13 protein-coding genes are annotated in these 14,790 nt (G+C 56.5%); 8 read left to right on the top strand and 5 right to left on the bottom strand.

All coding sequences use genetic code 11. From position 1 onward, the window contains the following. Nucleotides 1-196 precede the first annotated feature (196 nt). The 4 genes from ACR0EK_RS03590 to ACR0EK_RS03605 all read left to right on the top strand — a co-directional run bounded on the left by ACR0EK_RS03590 (nt 197) and on the right by ACR0EK_RS03605 (nt 6,695). Entirely contained in the window at nt 197-1,867 is a 1,671-nt protein-coding gene (locus tag ACR0EK_RS03590; protein WP_480565028.1) for an ABC transporter substrate-binding protein, read from the top strand. Nucleotides 1,868-1,990: 123 nt separating this feature from the next. Continuing rightward, complete coding sequence (locus tag ACR0EK_RS03595; RefSeq protein WP_209504113.1) at nt 1,991-3,037, top strand: ABC transporter permease; 1,047 nt, start codon at nt 1,991-1,993, stop codon at nt 3,035-3,037. 13 nt (nt 3,038-3,050) lie between these two features. Beyond that, nucleotides 3,051-4,514 (top strand): ABC transporter permease, encoded by a 1,464-nt coding sequence (locus ACR0EK_RS03600; protein WP_209504114.1) that lies wholly within the window; start codon nt 3,051-3,053, stop codon nt 4,512-4,514. A 93-nt stretch (nt 4,515-4,607) separates the two neighbouring features. Next, nucleotides 4,608-6,695: an ABC transporter ATP-binding protein gene (locus tag ACR0EK_RS03605; protein ID WP_267363907.1), complete on the top strand. Its 2,088-nt coding sequence runs from the start codon at nt 4,608-4,610 to the stop codon at nt 6,693-6,695. A gap of 111 nt (nt 6,696-6,806) precedes the next feature. Here ACR0EK_RS03605 and ACR0EK_RS03610 read toward each other — a convergent pair whose 3' ends face one another. The 3 genes from ACR0EK_RS03610 to ACR0EK_RS03620 form a co-directional block, all read right to left on the bottom strand. Further along, nucleotides 6,807-7,793 carry an MBL fold metallo-hydrolase gene (locus tag ACR0EK_RS03610; RefSeq protein ID WP_480565031.1) on the bottom strand — a complete coding sequence of 329 codons (987 nt, stop codon included), beginning with the start codon at nt 7,791-7,793 and terminating at the stop codon, nt 6,807-6,809. A gap of 130 nt (nt 7,794-7,923) precedes the next feature. Then, a complete protein-coding gene (locus ACR0EK_RS03615) occupies nt 7,924-8,886 on the bottom strand; it encodes a LuxR C-terminal-related transcriptional regulator (RefSeq protein ID WP_267363905.1) in 963 nt (320 codons plus the stop codon). A 96-nt stretch (nt 8,887-8,982) separates the two neighbouring features. Then, on the bottom strand, nt 8,983-9,561 hold the full coding sequence (locus ACR0EK_RS03620; protein ID WP_480481225.1) for a lytic transglycosylase domain-containing protein: 579 nt from the start codon (nt 9,559-9,561) through the stop codon (nt 8,983-8,985). A gap of 201 nt (nt 9,562-9,762) precedes the next feature. Here ACR0EK_RS03620 and ssb point away from each other — a divergent pair, with 201 nt between their 5' ends. Further along, complete coding sequence (gene ssb, locus ACR0EK_RS03625; protein ID WP_209504119.1) at nt 9,763-10,251, top strand: single-stranded DNA-binding protein; 489 nt, start codon at nt 9,763-9,765, stop codon at nt 10,249-10,251. An 18-nt stretch (nt 10,252-10,269) separates the two neighbouring features. After that, a complete protein-coding gene (locus tag ACR0EK_RS03630) occupies nt 10,270-11,340 on the top strand; it encodes a site-2 protease family protein (RefSeq protein WP_480565034.1) in 1,071 nt (356 codons plus the stop codon). Between the two features lie 9 nt (nt 11,341-11,349). Here the strand turns inward: ACR0EK_RS03630 and aroB are convergent, their stop codons facing one another. Both aroB and ACR0EK_RS03640 read right to left on the bottom strand, forming a co-directional pair. Continuing rightward, nucleotides 11,350-12,462 carry a 3-dehydroquinate synthase gene (aroB, locus tag ACR0EK_RS03635; RefSeq protein WP_480565037.1) on the bottom strand — a complete coding sequence of 371 codons (1,113 nt, stop codon included), beginning with the start codon at nt 12,460-12,462 and terminating at the stop codon, nt 11,350-11,352. Further along, nucleotides 12,462-13,049, bottom strand: a complete 588-nt coding sequence (locus tag ACR0EK_RS03640; protein WP_480565040.1) for a shikimate kinase — start codon at nt 13,047-13,049, stop codon at nt 12,462-12,464. Before ACR0EK_RS03640 ends, aroB begins: the two co-directional genes overlap by 1 nt. 79 nt (nt 13,050-13,128) lie before the next feature. Between ACR0EK_RS03640 and ACR0EK_RS03645 the strand changes: the two genes are divergently transcribed. Both ACR0EK_RS03645 and ACR0EK_RS03650 read left to right on the top strand, forming a co-directional pair. Next, nucleotides 13,129-13,278: a hypothetical protein gene (locus tag ACR0EK_RS03645; RefSeq protein WP_267363898.1), complete on the top strand. Its 150-nt coding sequence runs from the start codon at nt 13,129-13,131 to the stop codon at nt 13,276-13,278. Further along, nucleotides 13,268-14,788: a hypothetical protein gene (locus ACR0EK_RS03650; protein WP_480565043.1), complete on the top strand. Its 1,521-nt coding sequence runs from the start codon at nt 13,268-13,270 to the stop codon at nt 14,786-14,788. The genes ACR0EK_RS03645 and ACR0EK_RS03650 overlap by 11 nt, the downstream gene beginning before the upstream one ends. Nucleotides 14,789-14,790: the final 2 nt, after the last annotated feature.

Consider the following 14,790-nt stretch of genomic DNA (forward strand, 5'->3'; position numbering starts at 1 on the left):
CAACACTGCGGGAACGTCGCTTTTGTGCATTTTATGTCGATTCCGAACGTTGACGTTGAGTGATTTCTGGTGCCGAATGGCGGCATGGGGATGCACAGAGTCCAAAAACCGGAATCCTTCTTTCTTTCGACCGGACAAGCCCGTGTCGCTTAGAACAAGAACAAATCAACAAAATCAATGTCACAGGGAGACATTTATGACCAATACGGCAATCACCACAGACAAGGTGCACTGGGCGGCCGAGATGCACGCGCAGGAATACCGTGACGGCAAGCTTAGCCGCCGGGAATTTCTGGTCCGCGCAACGGCGCTGGGTGTCGCGGTACCGACGGCCTATGGTTTGATCGGTCTGCAATCACCTGCGGCGGCGCAAGAGCCGCAACGCGGTGGAACCATCCGCTATCAGATGGAAGTGCGCGCGCTTAAAGATCCGCGAACTTATGACTGGACGCAAATTGCCACTTTCACAGCAGGCTGGCTTGAGTACCTCGTCGAATACAACAACGACGGCTCGTTCAAGCCAATGCTGCTGGAAAGCTGGGAAGCCAACGCCGACGCCACCGAATACACATTGAACGTTCGCAAGGGCGTAAAGTGGAACAATGGCGATGACTTCACAGCCGAAGACGTGGCCCGCAACATCGAAGGATGGTGTGACGCTGGTCTGGAAGGCAACTCGATGGCATCGCGTATGGCGTCGCTTATCGACGAAAGCACTCAGAAAGCTGCGGACGGCGCAATCACCGTTGTCGACTCCCATACTGTCAAACTGAAGTGCAACGCGCCTGACATCACGATCATCCCGGGCATGGCGGACTATCCCGCTCCTATCGTTCATAGCAGCTTCGATGCGAACGACATGCTTTCAAACCCGGTCGGCACAGGTTTCATGCTGCCTGACAGCCACGAAGTTGGCGTTAAAGGCGTGCTGGTGCGCAACGAAGGCTTCGACTGGTGGGGATATGAGGCCGGAAAAGGCGGCTATATCGACCGCATCGAGTTCATCGACTACGGCACTGACCCGGCTGCATTCCTTGCGGCTTATGAGGCCGAAGAGATCGACATGAACTGGGAATCTGTTGGCGAATTCGTCGACATCTTCGACGGAATTGGGCTTGTGCGCTCGGAAATCCCGTCGGGCTTCACCATCGTTATCCGCCCGAACCAGTTGGCCGAAGACGAAAACGGCAACAAGATCTACGGCGACAAGCGCGTTCGTCAGGCTTTGGCCATGGCGGTGGACAACGAAGTGTGCCTGGAGCTGGGCATGTCAGGCTACGGCATTCCGGCTGACAACTGCCATGTCGGGCCGATGCACCCCGAACATGACTCGGCCGTGACTCGCATCCCGTACGATCCTGCCGGGGCGAAAGCCCTGATGGATGAAGCGGGTATGGGTGACTTTGAGCACGAAGTTCAATCGATCGACGATGACTGGCGCCGTAACACTACGGCAGCGGTTGTAGCGCAACTGAACGACGCGGGTATCAAGGCCAAGCATACAGTTCTGCCGGGATCGACCTTCTGGAACGACTGGACGAAATACGCCTTCTCGTCGACGAACTGGAACCACCGCCCATTGGGTACGCAGGTTCTGGCGCTGGCCTACAAGTCAGGCGTTGCCTGGAATGAATCAGGTTTCGCCAATGCAGAGTTCGACGCCCTGCTGTCCGAAGCGAACTCGATCGCCGACGTAGATAAGCGCCGCGAAGTAATGGCCAAACTGCAGGCGATCATGATCGACGAAGGTGTTACGATCCAGCCTTACTGGCGGACAGCGATGCGCCATCACCGCGACAATTTGGTAGGTGTTGAAAAGCATATCGCTGACCTGCCGCAGCTTTATAAGTTCGGCTTCACGTCCTGAGCGAAAAAGCAAAAGGCCGCGCCACCCCGGCGCGGCCTCTTCGTCCTGAATGCGACGAACAAATAATAACAGCTAAGCGTGGCGTTCCATGAAACCCGCGCTAGCCGACCCACAGGGGCAAATATGGGACTTTTCATTCTAAGGCGCGTTGGCATCATGCTGTTGACGGCATTGTGTCTGACATTCCTGGTTTTCTTCTTAACCAACCTCTATCCTAACCTCGAGAAGCTGGCGAAAACGCAGGGCAACTTTCGGATGTCGGATGAACAGGTTGAGAGCTACCTGAGCAAAAATGGTTACCTCCAATCCACTCCGATAAAATACGGCGAATGGCTGGGTGTCCTGCCCTCTTATCGTTACACGAATGAAGACGGAACCGTTCAGGGAAGATGCATTCTGCCGGGCAAAACCGCCGAAGAATCTCCGAATTTCTGCGGAATCCTGCAAGGGTATTGGGGCTATTCGACTGTCTTCAAGGAAGAGGTTTCCACCGTTGTTGGGAACCGGTTGGCTCTGACTGGTCGTCTGATGCTCTGGGTCATGTTGCTGATGGTTCCGTCTGCGTTGATCCTTGGTGTTTTGGCAGGAATGAAAGAAGGATCTGCCACTGACAGGACGTTGTCGACCTTCGCCATCACAACGACGGCGACGCCGGAATATGTCTCGGGCGTGATCTTTATCGCGATCTTCACCTCATCCGCAGTTGGTTTGAAGTGGTTCAAAGGCACGGCCACGCAAGCGATGGAGAACCCGACCTTTGAGAACTTCTTCCTGCCGGTCCTGACCATTGCGCTTTATGGGATGGGCTATATTGCACGGATGACCCGCGCCTCGATGACCGAAGTGATGACGGCGCAATATATCCGCACCGCGCGCCTTAAGGGTGTCTCGTTCCCGAATATCGTCATGAAGCACGCGTTGCGTAACGCGCTGATCGCACCGTTCACCGTCATCATGCTGCAGTTCCCCTGGCTGCTGAATGGTGTAGTGATCGTCGAGACCCTGTTCAACTACAAGGGCTTCGGCTGGGCGCTGGTTCAGGCCGCAGGCAATAACGACATTCAGCTGTTGCTGGCGATTTCGGTCGTGTCGGTCTTTGTGGTGCTGGTGACCCAGCTGATTTCGGATATCGGCTATGTCTACCTCAACCCGCGCATCCGCATTTCTTAAGGAGGGTTAGATCATGGAACCACTTACCTGGACCGGCTCTATCGCCTTCCTGAACCCGCTTTTTGCCCTTGGCCTTGCGCTAATGGTCTTGTCAATTGCCGTCTGGATGCTGGCCAGCATCGTGCTGCCCGAAGACCAGATGACGGTGAACCCGGACGGTACGTTGAGCTCAAGCTCGGGCCTGCGGACACTGATACAACTTGCACTGCGCTACAGTTTCTTGGCCAGTGTCGGAATCGCGCTCGCCTATATCGTACTGGGCGTACTAATGGGCACAAGCGCCGGGATTATTGGCGCCATGTCCCAGCAGTTTTTGCCCGTATGGGTGTCGTTGATCATCCTTTATGCCATGTCGATCGCTTTCAAACGCAAGCTTGGCCTCTACGGCAAACTGTTTGACAGTCCCATCGGCATGATCGGCTTTGGCCTTGTAATGTTCTGGGTTTTCACCGGAGTATTCGGCGCGATGGATTTGATCGTCACGCATGACCCGCTGTCGCAGGTTTCGGGCATGAAGAACAAAGTGCCAGGTACGCCACTTTCCAATCTAGAGGACGGTCAATACGCCTGGTATCTGCTGGGTGGCGACAATCTGGCGCGCGATGTGTTCAGCCGCATGGTCAAAGGGGCATGGATTGTTGTTCAGATCGCCCCGCTTGCCACGATGTTTGCCTTCATGGTTGGCATCACGCTGGGTCTTCCGGCAGGCTATTATGGTGGTCGGCTGGATACTTTGCTGTCGTTCCTTGCGAACCTGATCCTGGCCTTCCCGGTGATCCTGCTGTTCTATCTGCTGGTCACGCCCGAGATCGTTGCGACCGGTGTACCGAACTATATGGCGGCCGTCTTGTTCGTATTCCCGATCATCTTCCTAGGTGTGCTGCTGAACTCACGCTACTATACCAGACCGAACTTCCGAACACCGCTGCTGATCGGAGTTTTGGGGGTAGCGGGTTGGTTCTACCTGTCTCTGATTTCGACCGGTGGCTACATCATCAATACCGACGCCTATCGTATCTGGGGGCTGCCGACCTATCTGGATCTGTTCGATATTCCAGGCGGTATTCTGGTGGTCTTTGTCTCGGTGGTCTTTGTGAATTCGCCGACCGTGTTCCGCATCGTGCGCGGACTGGCGCTGGACATCAAAACACGGGACTACGTGGCGGCAGCACAAACCCGTGGCGAAGGTCCGTGGTACATCATGTTGTGGGAAATCCTACCCAACGCGCGCGGCCCGCTGATCGTCGATTTCTGTCTGCGTATTGGCTATACCACCATCCTACTGGGAACCTTAGGTTTCTTTGGTCTGGGCCTGCCACCTGAAAGCCCTGACTGGGGGTCGACGATCAACGAGGGGCGCAAGCTTTTGTCGATCTACCTGCACCCTGCTCTGCCACCCGCGCTGGCCTTGTTGACGCTGGTTCTGGGTCTGAACCTGCTGGCCGACGGGTTGCGCGAAGAAAGTCTGAAAGACTGATGTGAAAGCGACCGGGGGGCCAGCCCCCCGGACCCCCCGAGATATTTTTAGCCAGATGAAGAGGATCCCCTCGATCTGGCGAGGAGATACAAGATGAGCAAGATGGCGGATTATGACGGCCCGATCCTTGAGATCGACAAGCTGTCGATTTCCTTCTTTACCCGCCTGCGGGAAATTCCGGCCGTGATGGATTTCTCTGTCAGTGTGCAACCCGGTGAAGCTGTTGGTCTGGTCGGTGAATCCGGTTGCGGCAAATCCACGGTGGCGCTAGGTGTCATGCAGGACCTTGGCAAAAACGGTCGCATCGTTGGTGGTACGATCAAGTTCAAGGGTCGTGATCTGGCGGAAATGAGTTCAGACGAATTGCGCGACATACGCGGCAATGAGATCGCGATGATCTATCAGGAGCCGATGGCCTCACTGAACCCGGCAATGAAGATCGGTAAGCAGCTGATGGAAGTGCCCATGATTCACGAGGGCGTCAGCGCGGAAGAAGCGTATTCGCGCGCGCTGGAAGTTGTCACCGATGTGCGCTTGCCGGACCCCGAGCGAATGCTCAACTCGTTCCCGCACCAGCTGTCAGGCGGTCAACAGCAGCGCATCGTGATCGCGATGGCCTTGATGTCGAAACCGGCGCTGCTGATCCTTGACGAACCAACAACGGCACTTGACGTGACGGTTGAGGCTGCCGTGGTCGAGCTGGTGAAGGATCTGGGCAAGAAATACGGCACCTCGATGCTGTTCATTTCGCACAACCTCGGGCTGGTTCTGGAAACCTGTGACCGGCTTTGCGTGATGTATTCGGGTGAGGCGGTCGAGCGCGGCTCGATCAAGGATGTGTTTGACGAGATGCAGCATCCTTACACGCAGGCCCTGTTCCGGTCGATCCCGCTGCCGGGGGCCGACAAGAATTCGCGTCCGCTGGTGGCTATACCGGGGAACTTTCCCCTACCCCATGAGCGGCCCCCTGGTTGTAACTTCGGTCCGCGCTGCGACTATTTCGAAGAAGGTCGCTGTGACGCCAAGGACATCCTGATGGAGGCGGTGCCCGGAAATGACCGGCACCATACCCGTTGCCTTAAATTCAAAGAGATTGACTGGAACGCACCAATCACGGTGGGTGAACAGAAAGAGAAAGGTGAGATCGGCAGGGTCGTTCTGAAGATGGACAACCTCAAGAAATACTATGAGGTTGCAGCAAATGCCCTGTTCGGCGGTGGCGAAAAGAAGGTTGTGAAGGCAAACGAAACGCTCAGTTTCGAGGCGCATGAATCCGAGACGTTGGCCATTGTGGGCGAATCCGGTTGCGGCAAGTCCACCTTTGCCAAAGTTCTCATGGGTCTTGAGACGGCCACGGACGGGCAGATTCTTCTGGACAACCGCAATATCGAACAGGTGCCCATAGAAGAGCGCGACGCAAAGACCGTTGGTGAAGTTCAGATGGTGTTTCAGAACCCGTTCGACACGCTGAACCCGTCGATGACCGTTGGGCGCCAGATCATCCGGGCATTGGAAATCTTCGGTGTTGGCAATTCTGAGGCTGAGCGCAAGAAGCGGATGCTGGAGCTGCTGGATCTGGTGAAGCTGCCGCGCGCCTTTGCCGACAGGATGCCGCGTCAGCTGTCGGGTGGCCAGAAGCAGCGCGTAGGTATCGCGCGCGCCTTTGCTGGCGATGCGCGCATCGTGGTAGCCGACGAGCCCGTATCGGCGCTGGACGTTTCGGTGCAAGCTGCGGTGACCGACCTGCTGATGGAAATTCAGCGCGAGCACAAAACCACGTTGCTGTTCATCAGCCATGACCTTTCCATCGTGCGATACCTCAGCGACCGGGTAATGGTGATGTATCTGGGCCACGTGGTCGAGCTGGGCACAACTGATCAGGTTTTTGCACCCCCCTACCACCCTTATACCGAAGCGCTGCTGAGTGCTGTTCCCATCGCCGATACATCGGTCGAAAAGCAGCACATCGTACTGGAAGGTGATATTCCTTCGGCCATGAACCCACCACCGGGATGCCCGTTCCAGACACGGTGTCGCTGGAAATCCGAAGTGCCAGATGGGCGCTGTGAGTCGCATGTGCCGCCTGTGCAGACATTGGCCGAGGGGCATCAGGTGAAGTGCCACTTGTCCGAAGAGGTGCTGGCACGGATGCAGCCAGTAATCAAAGTCGCGGCCGAATAGGTTTGCGGATCTTCATTGGAAAGGGCCGGTCGTTGACCGGCCCTTTCTGTGAGCGCCGCGTTTCACGAGGAAACTGGCGGCGCCTGTGAGTGGTGGTTCCCTGTAAGACTCTCAGCCGGTCATGACATTGTTGCCGAAATGCATGAACTCCTGGTTCATACCAGCAATCTCTCCGGCCTCCAGTTTCAGGCTGGCACTGTCAAGCATCTGATAGCTTTGCTGTCCCTTTACCCACTCGTCTGCTGATTGCAGCGTGGTCAGCGTATAAGACGTGACTTCGTTCAGGTAATGAGTTGGGATAATGATCTTGGGCTTTAGCTTGGCCACGATGTCATTACCCTGATCGAAGCTCAGGATATGTTGCGACCCGTCTACCGGTAGGGTCAGAACATCGACCTGTCCGACGGCGTCCCAAAACTCCTGAGGCGGATTGTGGCGATTATCACCCCAGATCAGCGTACGAATGCCGCCTGTTTCCACCAGATAGACCACCATATCCATATGACCCACATTGTTCGGCGGGCAGGCTTCGACCCCAAACTCGGCCAGTGCATTGGTCCAGTTGTACCACCCCGGCGCCACGCAGGCATGTTTATCTGCAAAACCGGTGATCTTGATATCGGCGAACTCGAAATTGCCCACCATCCTGTCCAGCACCATGGTCGAGCTTGGTCGTTCGATCGCGTCGTGATCGAAATGCGCATGTGTCGACAAGGTAATGTCCACCGGGATCTGGGGGAATTCATTGCGGAACCAAAGCCCCCACGCGCCCGACGGGTCATCACGCCAGGGGTCGAACAGGACCGTTGCGCCGTTGGGCGAGGTGATCTTTATGGCGCAATGGCCATAATAGTCGATACCGACAACTCCGGCACTGGCCTGACCCGTCGATCCCTGCAGGTCGATCACGTGGTTATTGTTTCCTGGCTGCAACCAGACTTGCGATTGCGCCTCGGCCGGTTTTGCCCCCAGCACTGAAGCTGTCGCGCCAACACCGGCAGCACCTGCCGCCATGAAAAGTGACCGCCGAGACAGCCCCGGTGCCAGATGATCCCTGTCCCCTTTCAGGATGGTCGGTTTCAGATCCTTGCGATCCATATCTTTGTACCTCTCTGTTGGACGTGCGCCGTTTTTCCGCACCTCAACCCAGAGGGTAACAAGCCAAAACACATCGGCTCAGACCGAAAAAATGGGGGTGAAATATGGGGGCAATCCCCATATTCGGCATTCACGAAATCGAGAGCAAATGACTGCGCAGGTTTTGATCCCGTCCCTCAAGTCCTAGTTTTCGACGAATGTTGTTGCGGTGAAAATCGATTGTCGACGTCTCTCGGGACAGGGCCTTGGCAATGTCCTTTGTGGTTTTCCCAAACATGACCATCTGTGCAATTTCCATTTCGGTCGGGGTCATTGCCGCGAAGGCATCCGTCAACTTGTCAGACAGCGAAGATGTGATCTCGTTCAGGTTCTTTTCGGCCAGCTCAAGATAGACAAATTGCGCCTCGTCGCCGGAAAGCTGCGCCCGAACCTTTTCAAGATACGGCAAAACTCTGCTTCGAACCTGCTCGACGATTTCGTGATCCCGGTTCTTGCGGTCATCGTCGAGACTTGAGAGCAATACGCGCAACGCTGTGTTCGTCTCCTGCAACTCTCGGGTTCGATCCGAAACACGCGTTTCAAGCTGGGCAAGTGTTTCGTTCAGTTTCTCCTCCAACGCGCGTCTCAGATAAACCTCTTGCAACAAAGCCAAATCCGACTCGACCATGCGCGCGAACTGCGCCAGCCCCTCTCGGAACAACAAGGCCCGCCGGTTCTGTTTACGGTCCAGAACACAGATTGTGCCAAACACCGAGCCATCGGGCCATTTCAGCGGTAAGCCGATGTAAAAGGTCATTCCGTGTTCCAGGTCGTCGTTGTCCGCCCAAACCGGATCACATTTGGCGTCCTCGACCACCAATTCTCCGTCACGCTCCAGAACACCCTGGCAATATAGCTTGGGGTTCAACTGGAAACTCAGACCGACCGGATATGGATTCTCGGGGTGATCGGATGTGATCAAAACCGCATGATCCGGCGCGTCGGTTTTCATGATCAGGCTTGCGGGCACGTCGGCCAGTTCTGCGACCAGATCAACAAGTTGCTGCCAGTTTGCCAGCGTTTCTTTGGGAATCTGCGGGTGATCAGCAGGCATAAGGGGCCTCACCAGTTATTGGGCGATACCCTGTCAGGTTAGTTGGAGGCGTTACACTGAATCAAGAATACGACACTCTGCGGCGCAGCATCGGTTTCAGCCGCCCCAGATAATCTTTACGTAGTTCTGGGTTTCCTTGTACGGCGGGATACCACCATGCTTTTCAACCGCATCAGGCCCCGCGTTATAGGCCGCCAGCGCTAAAGGCCACGATTTGAACTTGCGGTACTGCCAGGACAGATATCTAGCACCGCCTTCGAGGTTCTGCTTGGGATCATGCGGGTTTACGCCCAAAAGCTCAGCCGTTTGTGGCATAAGTTGCGCCAATCCCAACGCACCTTTATGTGACTTCGCCTGAGGGTTCCATCCACTTTCCTGCTGCACGAGACGCAAGAACAGATCTTCAGGGATGTTGTGAAGGCGGGCAACACGCCGCGCGATTTCCAGATACTCTCCGCGATATTTTCCTGAATATCGTTTGCTGACCTGATCGCGCGTTGTTTTGGGTTTCAGCCGGGCCGAGTCGCGGTACTGGGTTGCCGCACGAGAATCCAGAACCTTCGCCTGTTTCAGGAAAATATCCTTGCGGCTTTTGCTGGACAATGTTTGTGCCTGCACCGGCGCAACGGCCAATACAAGGCAGGCAACGGAAAACCCAGCAACCCAAGAACGCATCTTTGCTTATCCTGCTCGATCAAAACCAGTGGGAGTATAGGTATTCCCGCAAAAAATGAAAGCTTGGTAAATAGTACAGTAAGACTCTTGTTCGACAGTGTTGTATCAACTGTTTTCAACCATGATGCAGGCCGTATAGGGTCTCACGAAACTCATTGCGCCAGATTCGGCGCATTTACGCAGAACAGAACGAGGATTTACATGGCGGGTTCAGTCAACAAGGTCATTCTGGTGGGAAATCTTGGCCGCGACCCCGAAGTCCGGTCGTTCCAGAACGGTGGCAAAGTGTGCAACCTGCGCATTGCCACCTCGGAAAACTGGAAAGACCGCAACACGGGTGAACGTCGTGAACGGACAGAGTGGCATTCGGTTGCCATCTTCTCGGAACCGCTGGCCCGCATCGCCGAGCAATATCTGCGCAAGGGCAGCAAGGTTTATATCGAAGGCCAGCTGGAAACCCGCAAATGGCAGGATCAGTCCGGTCAGGATCGTTATACGACCGAGGTTGTCTTGCGCCCCTATCGCGGGGAACTGACCCTGTTGGACGGTCGTAGTGAAGGCGGTGGCGGCAGCGGCGGCGGTTATGGTGGCGGCCAGGCCGGTGGCGGTTACGGTGACCCCTATGGCGGTCCATCCAGCTCTCCGGCGCCTGCATCGGGCGGAATCGACGACGACGAGATTCCGTTCTAAGTAAAACGGAGAAACAACATGACATGGTCCTTCTCTCTCGGCCGATTGCTCGGGTCCGAATTGAGGGTCCATGTCACCTTTTTTCTGCTGCTTGCATGGGTCGGTTTTGCCGCGTTCTCAGCCGGTGGCATGCCAGCCGCGATAGAGAACCTTCTCTTTGTTCTGGCGCTGTTTGCCTGCGTTGTCGCGCATGAGTTCGGTCACGCCCTTATGGCGCGGCGCTATGGTATCAAAACCCCCGACATCACCCTTCTGCCCATCGGCGGCCTGGCCCGACTTGAGAGAATGCCGGAAAAACCCATGCAAGAGGTTCTGGTGGCGCTTGCGGGCCCGGCAGTGAATATCGCAATCTTTATTGGCCTTGCCGTGCTTGGCGCAGGGATGCCGCTTGAGACCCTCGCGCAATTGGAGTCACCAAATGTGAGGATTGTGGACAAGCTGGCCTATATCAATCTGCTTTTGGCCATCTTCAACTTGATCCCGGCCTTCCCAATGGACGGAGGCCGCGTCTTTCGCGCACTTCTGTGTTTACGCATGAATCGTGTCAAAGCCACCCGAATTGCAGCCGTTGGTGGCCAGGTTGTCGCCATCGGGTTTGGATTTCTAGGGCTGAGCTCTGGCAATCCAATTCTGGTATTGATCGCCGTATTCGTGTTCTTTGCAGCCAATGCAGAAAGCCAGGAAGTCGCTTTGCGATCTGCGGTTCGTCGTGTTCTGGCCCGTGACGCGATGATCACCGAGTTTCACGCACTTTCTCCCAGTGATACGCTGAGCACAGCTGCACAAGCCGTCATTCACACCACGCAGCACGAATTTCCGATACTGGACCCAAATCACACGTTGCTGGGCTTTGTGACACGCGATCGCCTGTTCACCGCCCTTGCAAGCGACCAGCCCAGAACCGCACCCGCGACCTCGATCATGGATACAAACGTCCCCACAGTCCTGCTGACAACCGGCCTTGAGGACGTGCTGGAACACCTGCACAATGGGGCGCCGGCCATTGCAGTTCTGACCCATGGCGGTCGCATGATCGGTTACATAACCCGCGAAAACATCGGCGAGCTGATGGTCATTCAGGGTCGTTAACCCCTTGCGTCACACCGGGGCGAGAGCGTCCGACAGAACCGACAAGACCGCATCCTTCGGCACATCCGAAGTCACATATGCCTGACCAATTCCGTGGGCCAGGATAAACCGCAGTTGGCCGTCCACGACTTTTTTGTCCTGCCCCATCAGATCCACCAGCACCTCGGCACTTGGCAATTCGCCCGGAATATCAGCCAGATCCGTTTTCATGCCCATCGCCCGCAGATGTGCGCGTACCCGGCTTGGGTCCTCTTGTGAACACAGGCCAAGGCGGGACGAAAGCTCGAACGCAAGTGCACAGCCGATGGCCACGCCCTCGCCATGCAAAAGACGGTCGGAATACCCTGTGGCGGCCTCCAAGGCATGGCAGAAGGTGTGCCCCAGATTCAGCAGGGCGCGGTCACCTTGTTCGGTTTCATCCCGGGCCACGATATCGGCTTTCATCTGAACCGAGCGGGTTACCGCACGCACACGTGCGGCCATGTCGCCTGAAGACACACTTCGCCCGTTCACCTCAAGCCATTCAAAGAATTCCGCATCCCCAAGCAAGCCGTATTTCACCACCTCGCCATACCCTGAAAGAAAGTCCCTCTGGGTCATGGTCTGCAACACAGATGTATCTGCCAGAACCAGCGATGGCTGATGAAAAGCGCCGATCAGGTTCTTCCCCTGAGGGGCGTTGATCCCTGTTTTCCCCCCAACGGAGCTGTCGACCTGCGCCAGCAAAGACGTGGGGATTTGCACGAACCGAACACCACGGCGCAGGACGGCCGCTGCAAAGCCTGCAAGATCACCAATTACCCCACCACCAAGGGCCACAACAACGTCCCTACGTTCAACCTTTTCTGCCAACAGCCACTCAACCGCGCGTTCGAAATGAGGCCAGCTTTTGGTCGCTTCGCCGGCGGGCAAGGCCAGCGCGGACATTTCGATCCCGGCGACTTTCAGACCCGCACGCAGCGAGTCCAGATGTAGATCAGCGACATTTTCATCTGTCAGGACGGCCACCTTGGGACGCGCCAATAGCGGTGCAATCCATTCGCCAGCTCGCGCCAGAAGATCCGGACCGATCTCAACGTCATACGAACGGTCACCCAGTTCCACATGTACTGTTTGATGCATTATCTGATTTCCAAAACATCAGGGCGCGCCAACAAGGCGTCGACAACCCGGTCCACCATATTCTCGATCGACGTTTCGCCATCCGAATCCACGATCAGATCCGCCTCGGCGTAAACCGGAACACGCGCCTCGTAGAGGGCTTTCAATGTCGCATACGGATCAACGGTGCGCAGCAGTGGGCGCGTGTCCTTGTGGCGAACTCGGCTCCACAAAACTTTCAGGTCTGCCCGCAACCAGACAGACGCCCCACGCAAGGTGATCAAACGCCGGTTGTCGGGCTGAAGAAACGCCCCGCCACCCGTTGAAAGGATGCCTTTTTTTTCGTCCAGCAGGCGGCTGATGACCTGTGTTTCCTTGGTGCGAAAAAACGGCTCCCCGTCCCGCTCAAAGATTTCGGGGATGGTCATGTTGGCGGCTGATTCGATTTCGGCATCACTATCCAGAAAGGGAACACCCAGACGCGCGGCCAAAGCGCGGCCCACGGCCGTCTTACCGGCCCCCATCATGCCCACCAGAACCACGGTTTTGTGCAGATCAAATCGGGTCTGCGCGTCCGCTGAATGCGTGTTATGCTTAATTTCGCTCATTTCACCGTGAATGACGTGATCTTGGGAAAAATGCCAGTTATAACTTGGTCAAAATCAAAAATTGAGGCAGCGTGACGCCATGAGCCGTCTGATCAAGTTCCTGATATATGTTCTGTGCCTGACATTCATCGGGCTGGTTGCCTATGCCTATGTCGGTCCATTCTTTGGTGTGGATTTCTCTGCGCCTCAAAGTGAAATTCGCGAGCCGGTTGTACTGGATGTCAACTAAGCAACTGCTTTTGGCAATCACACTGGCCGGGTCGGCACATGCGCAGGAACCCTTATCCGCCATCGAATGGCTGACAGACCCGCCGGAAAACCTGCCGGGAACCGTTCTGCTGGAACCACCGGTTACGCAAGATGGCGCATTGCCGGAAATTGAGTTGACTTCGCTTGAGGCACTATCGCAGCCGCTGGGCCTTGTTTCGTCCTCTGTCACCGGTCTGCCCGTCGACCTTTGGCAGGGCAGCGAGGCGGATCGCCTGGCCGAACTGATCGCCGACGTCCACGTGCGTGACAACCCGGCCATGCAGCGTTTGTTGTTCACGTTGCTCTTGTCTGAAACCCGCGCGCCGTCGGGACCTCTGGCCGAAGAAACCCTTTTGCTGGCCCGGCTGGATCGGTTGATGCAACTGGGTGCCGCTGATCCGGCACAATCGCTTGTTCAACTGGCCGGACCCACTGACACGCAGGACCGGTTCAAGCGCTGGTTCGATGCGACGCTCTTGACCGGGGACGAGGATCGCAGTTGTACCGCCCTTATTGCCGAACCGTATCTTTCGCGGGACTATGCGGCTCAGATCTTCTGCAAGGCCCGCCGCGGGGATTGGGCTTCGGCTGCGCTGACGCTTGAGGCGGCACATGCGCTTGAAATCCTTCCACCCGAGGATCTGGCGGTTCTGGACCGTTTCCTCAGCCCGGAACTGTATGAAGGCGCAGCTTACCTGCCGCAGCCGGAAAACCCTGATCCCCTGACGTTCCGTTTGTTTGAGGCAATTGGCGAACGGCTTCCTTCCGCTCCGCTGCCGCGGGCGTTTGCCAATGCGGATCTGCGCGATGTCGCGGGTTGGAAGGCACAGATCGAAGCAGCGGAACGGCTTACCCGTATTGGCGCATTAACCCCCAATCAGCTGCTGGGCCTTTATACCGAGCGTGATCCGGCAGCCTCAGGTGCTGTCTGGGATCGGGTGGCCGCCGTTCAGCGTTTTGAAAGCGCGTTAGACACCGGGAACGCGGAAGCGATCGGAAAGACTTTGCAACCGGTCTGGCAACAGATGCGCGGTGTCGGGCTTGAGGTTCCGTTTGCCGAACTGTTCGCCGAGCGCTTGTCGTCTGTCACATTGCCGGTTGCCACCACCGAAATCCTGCGCTGGCGTATTCTGATGCTGTCGGGGCTTTACGAACAGGCCGCCTTGGCAGCGCCCGACACATCCAACGAAACCCGATTTCTTGCCGCTTTGGCACAAGGTGACCCCGGGCGCGCGGTGTCCCCGTCCCCTTTGGCTGATGCTGTCGCTCAGGGGTTTGAATGGGCAGCGCCTGTGCCGGGCGACATTGATGCGCTGCTGGCCAACGGTCAATTGGGCGAAGCCATTATTGAAGCCATGCAACTGTTTGCACATGGCGCACGGGGCAATCTGGTGGACCTGACAGCGGCGATTGCAACATTCCGGCGCGTTGGGTTGGAAGACACCGCGCGACGTGCGGCCCTGTCCCTTTTGATCCTGCAAAAGCGTTGATC

This window comes from Ruegeria sp. AE4 (genome assembly GCF_056542185.1).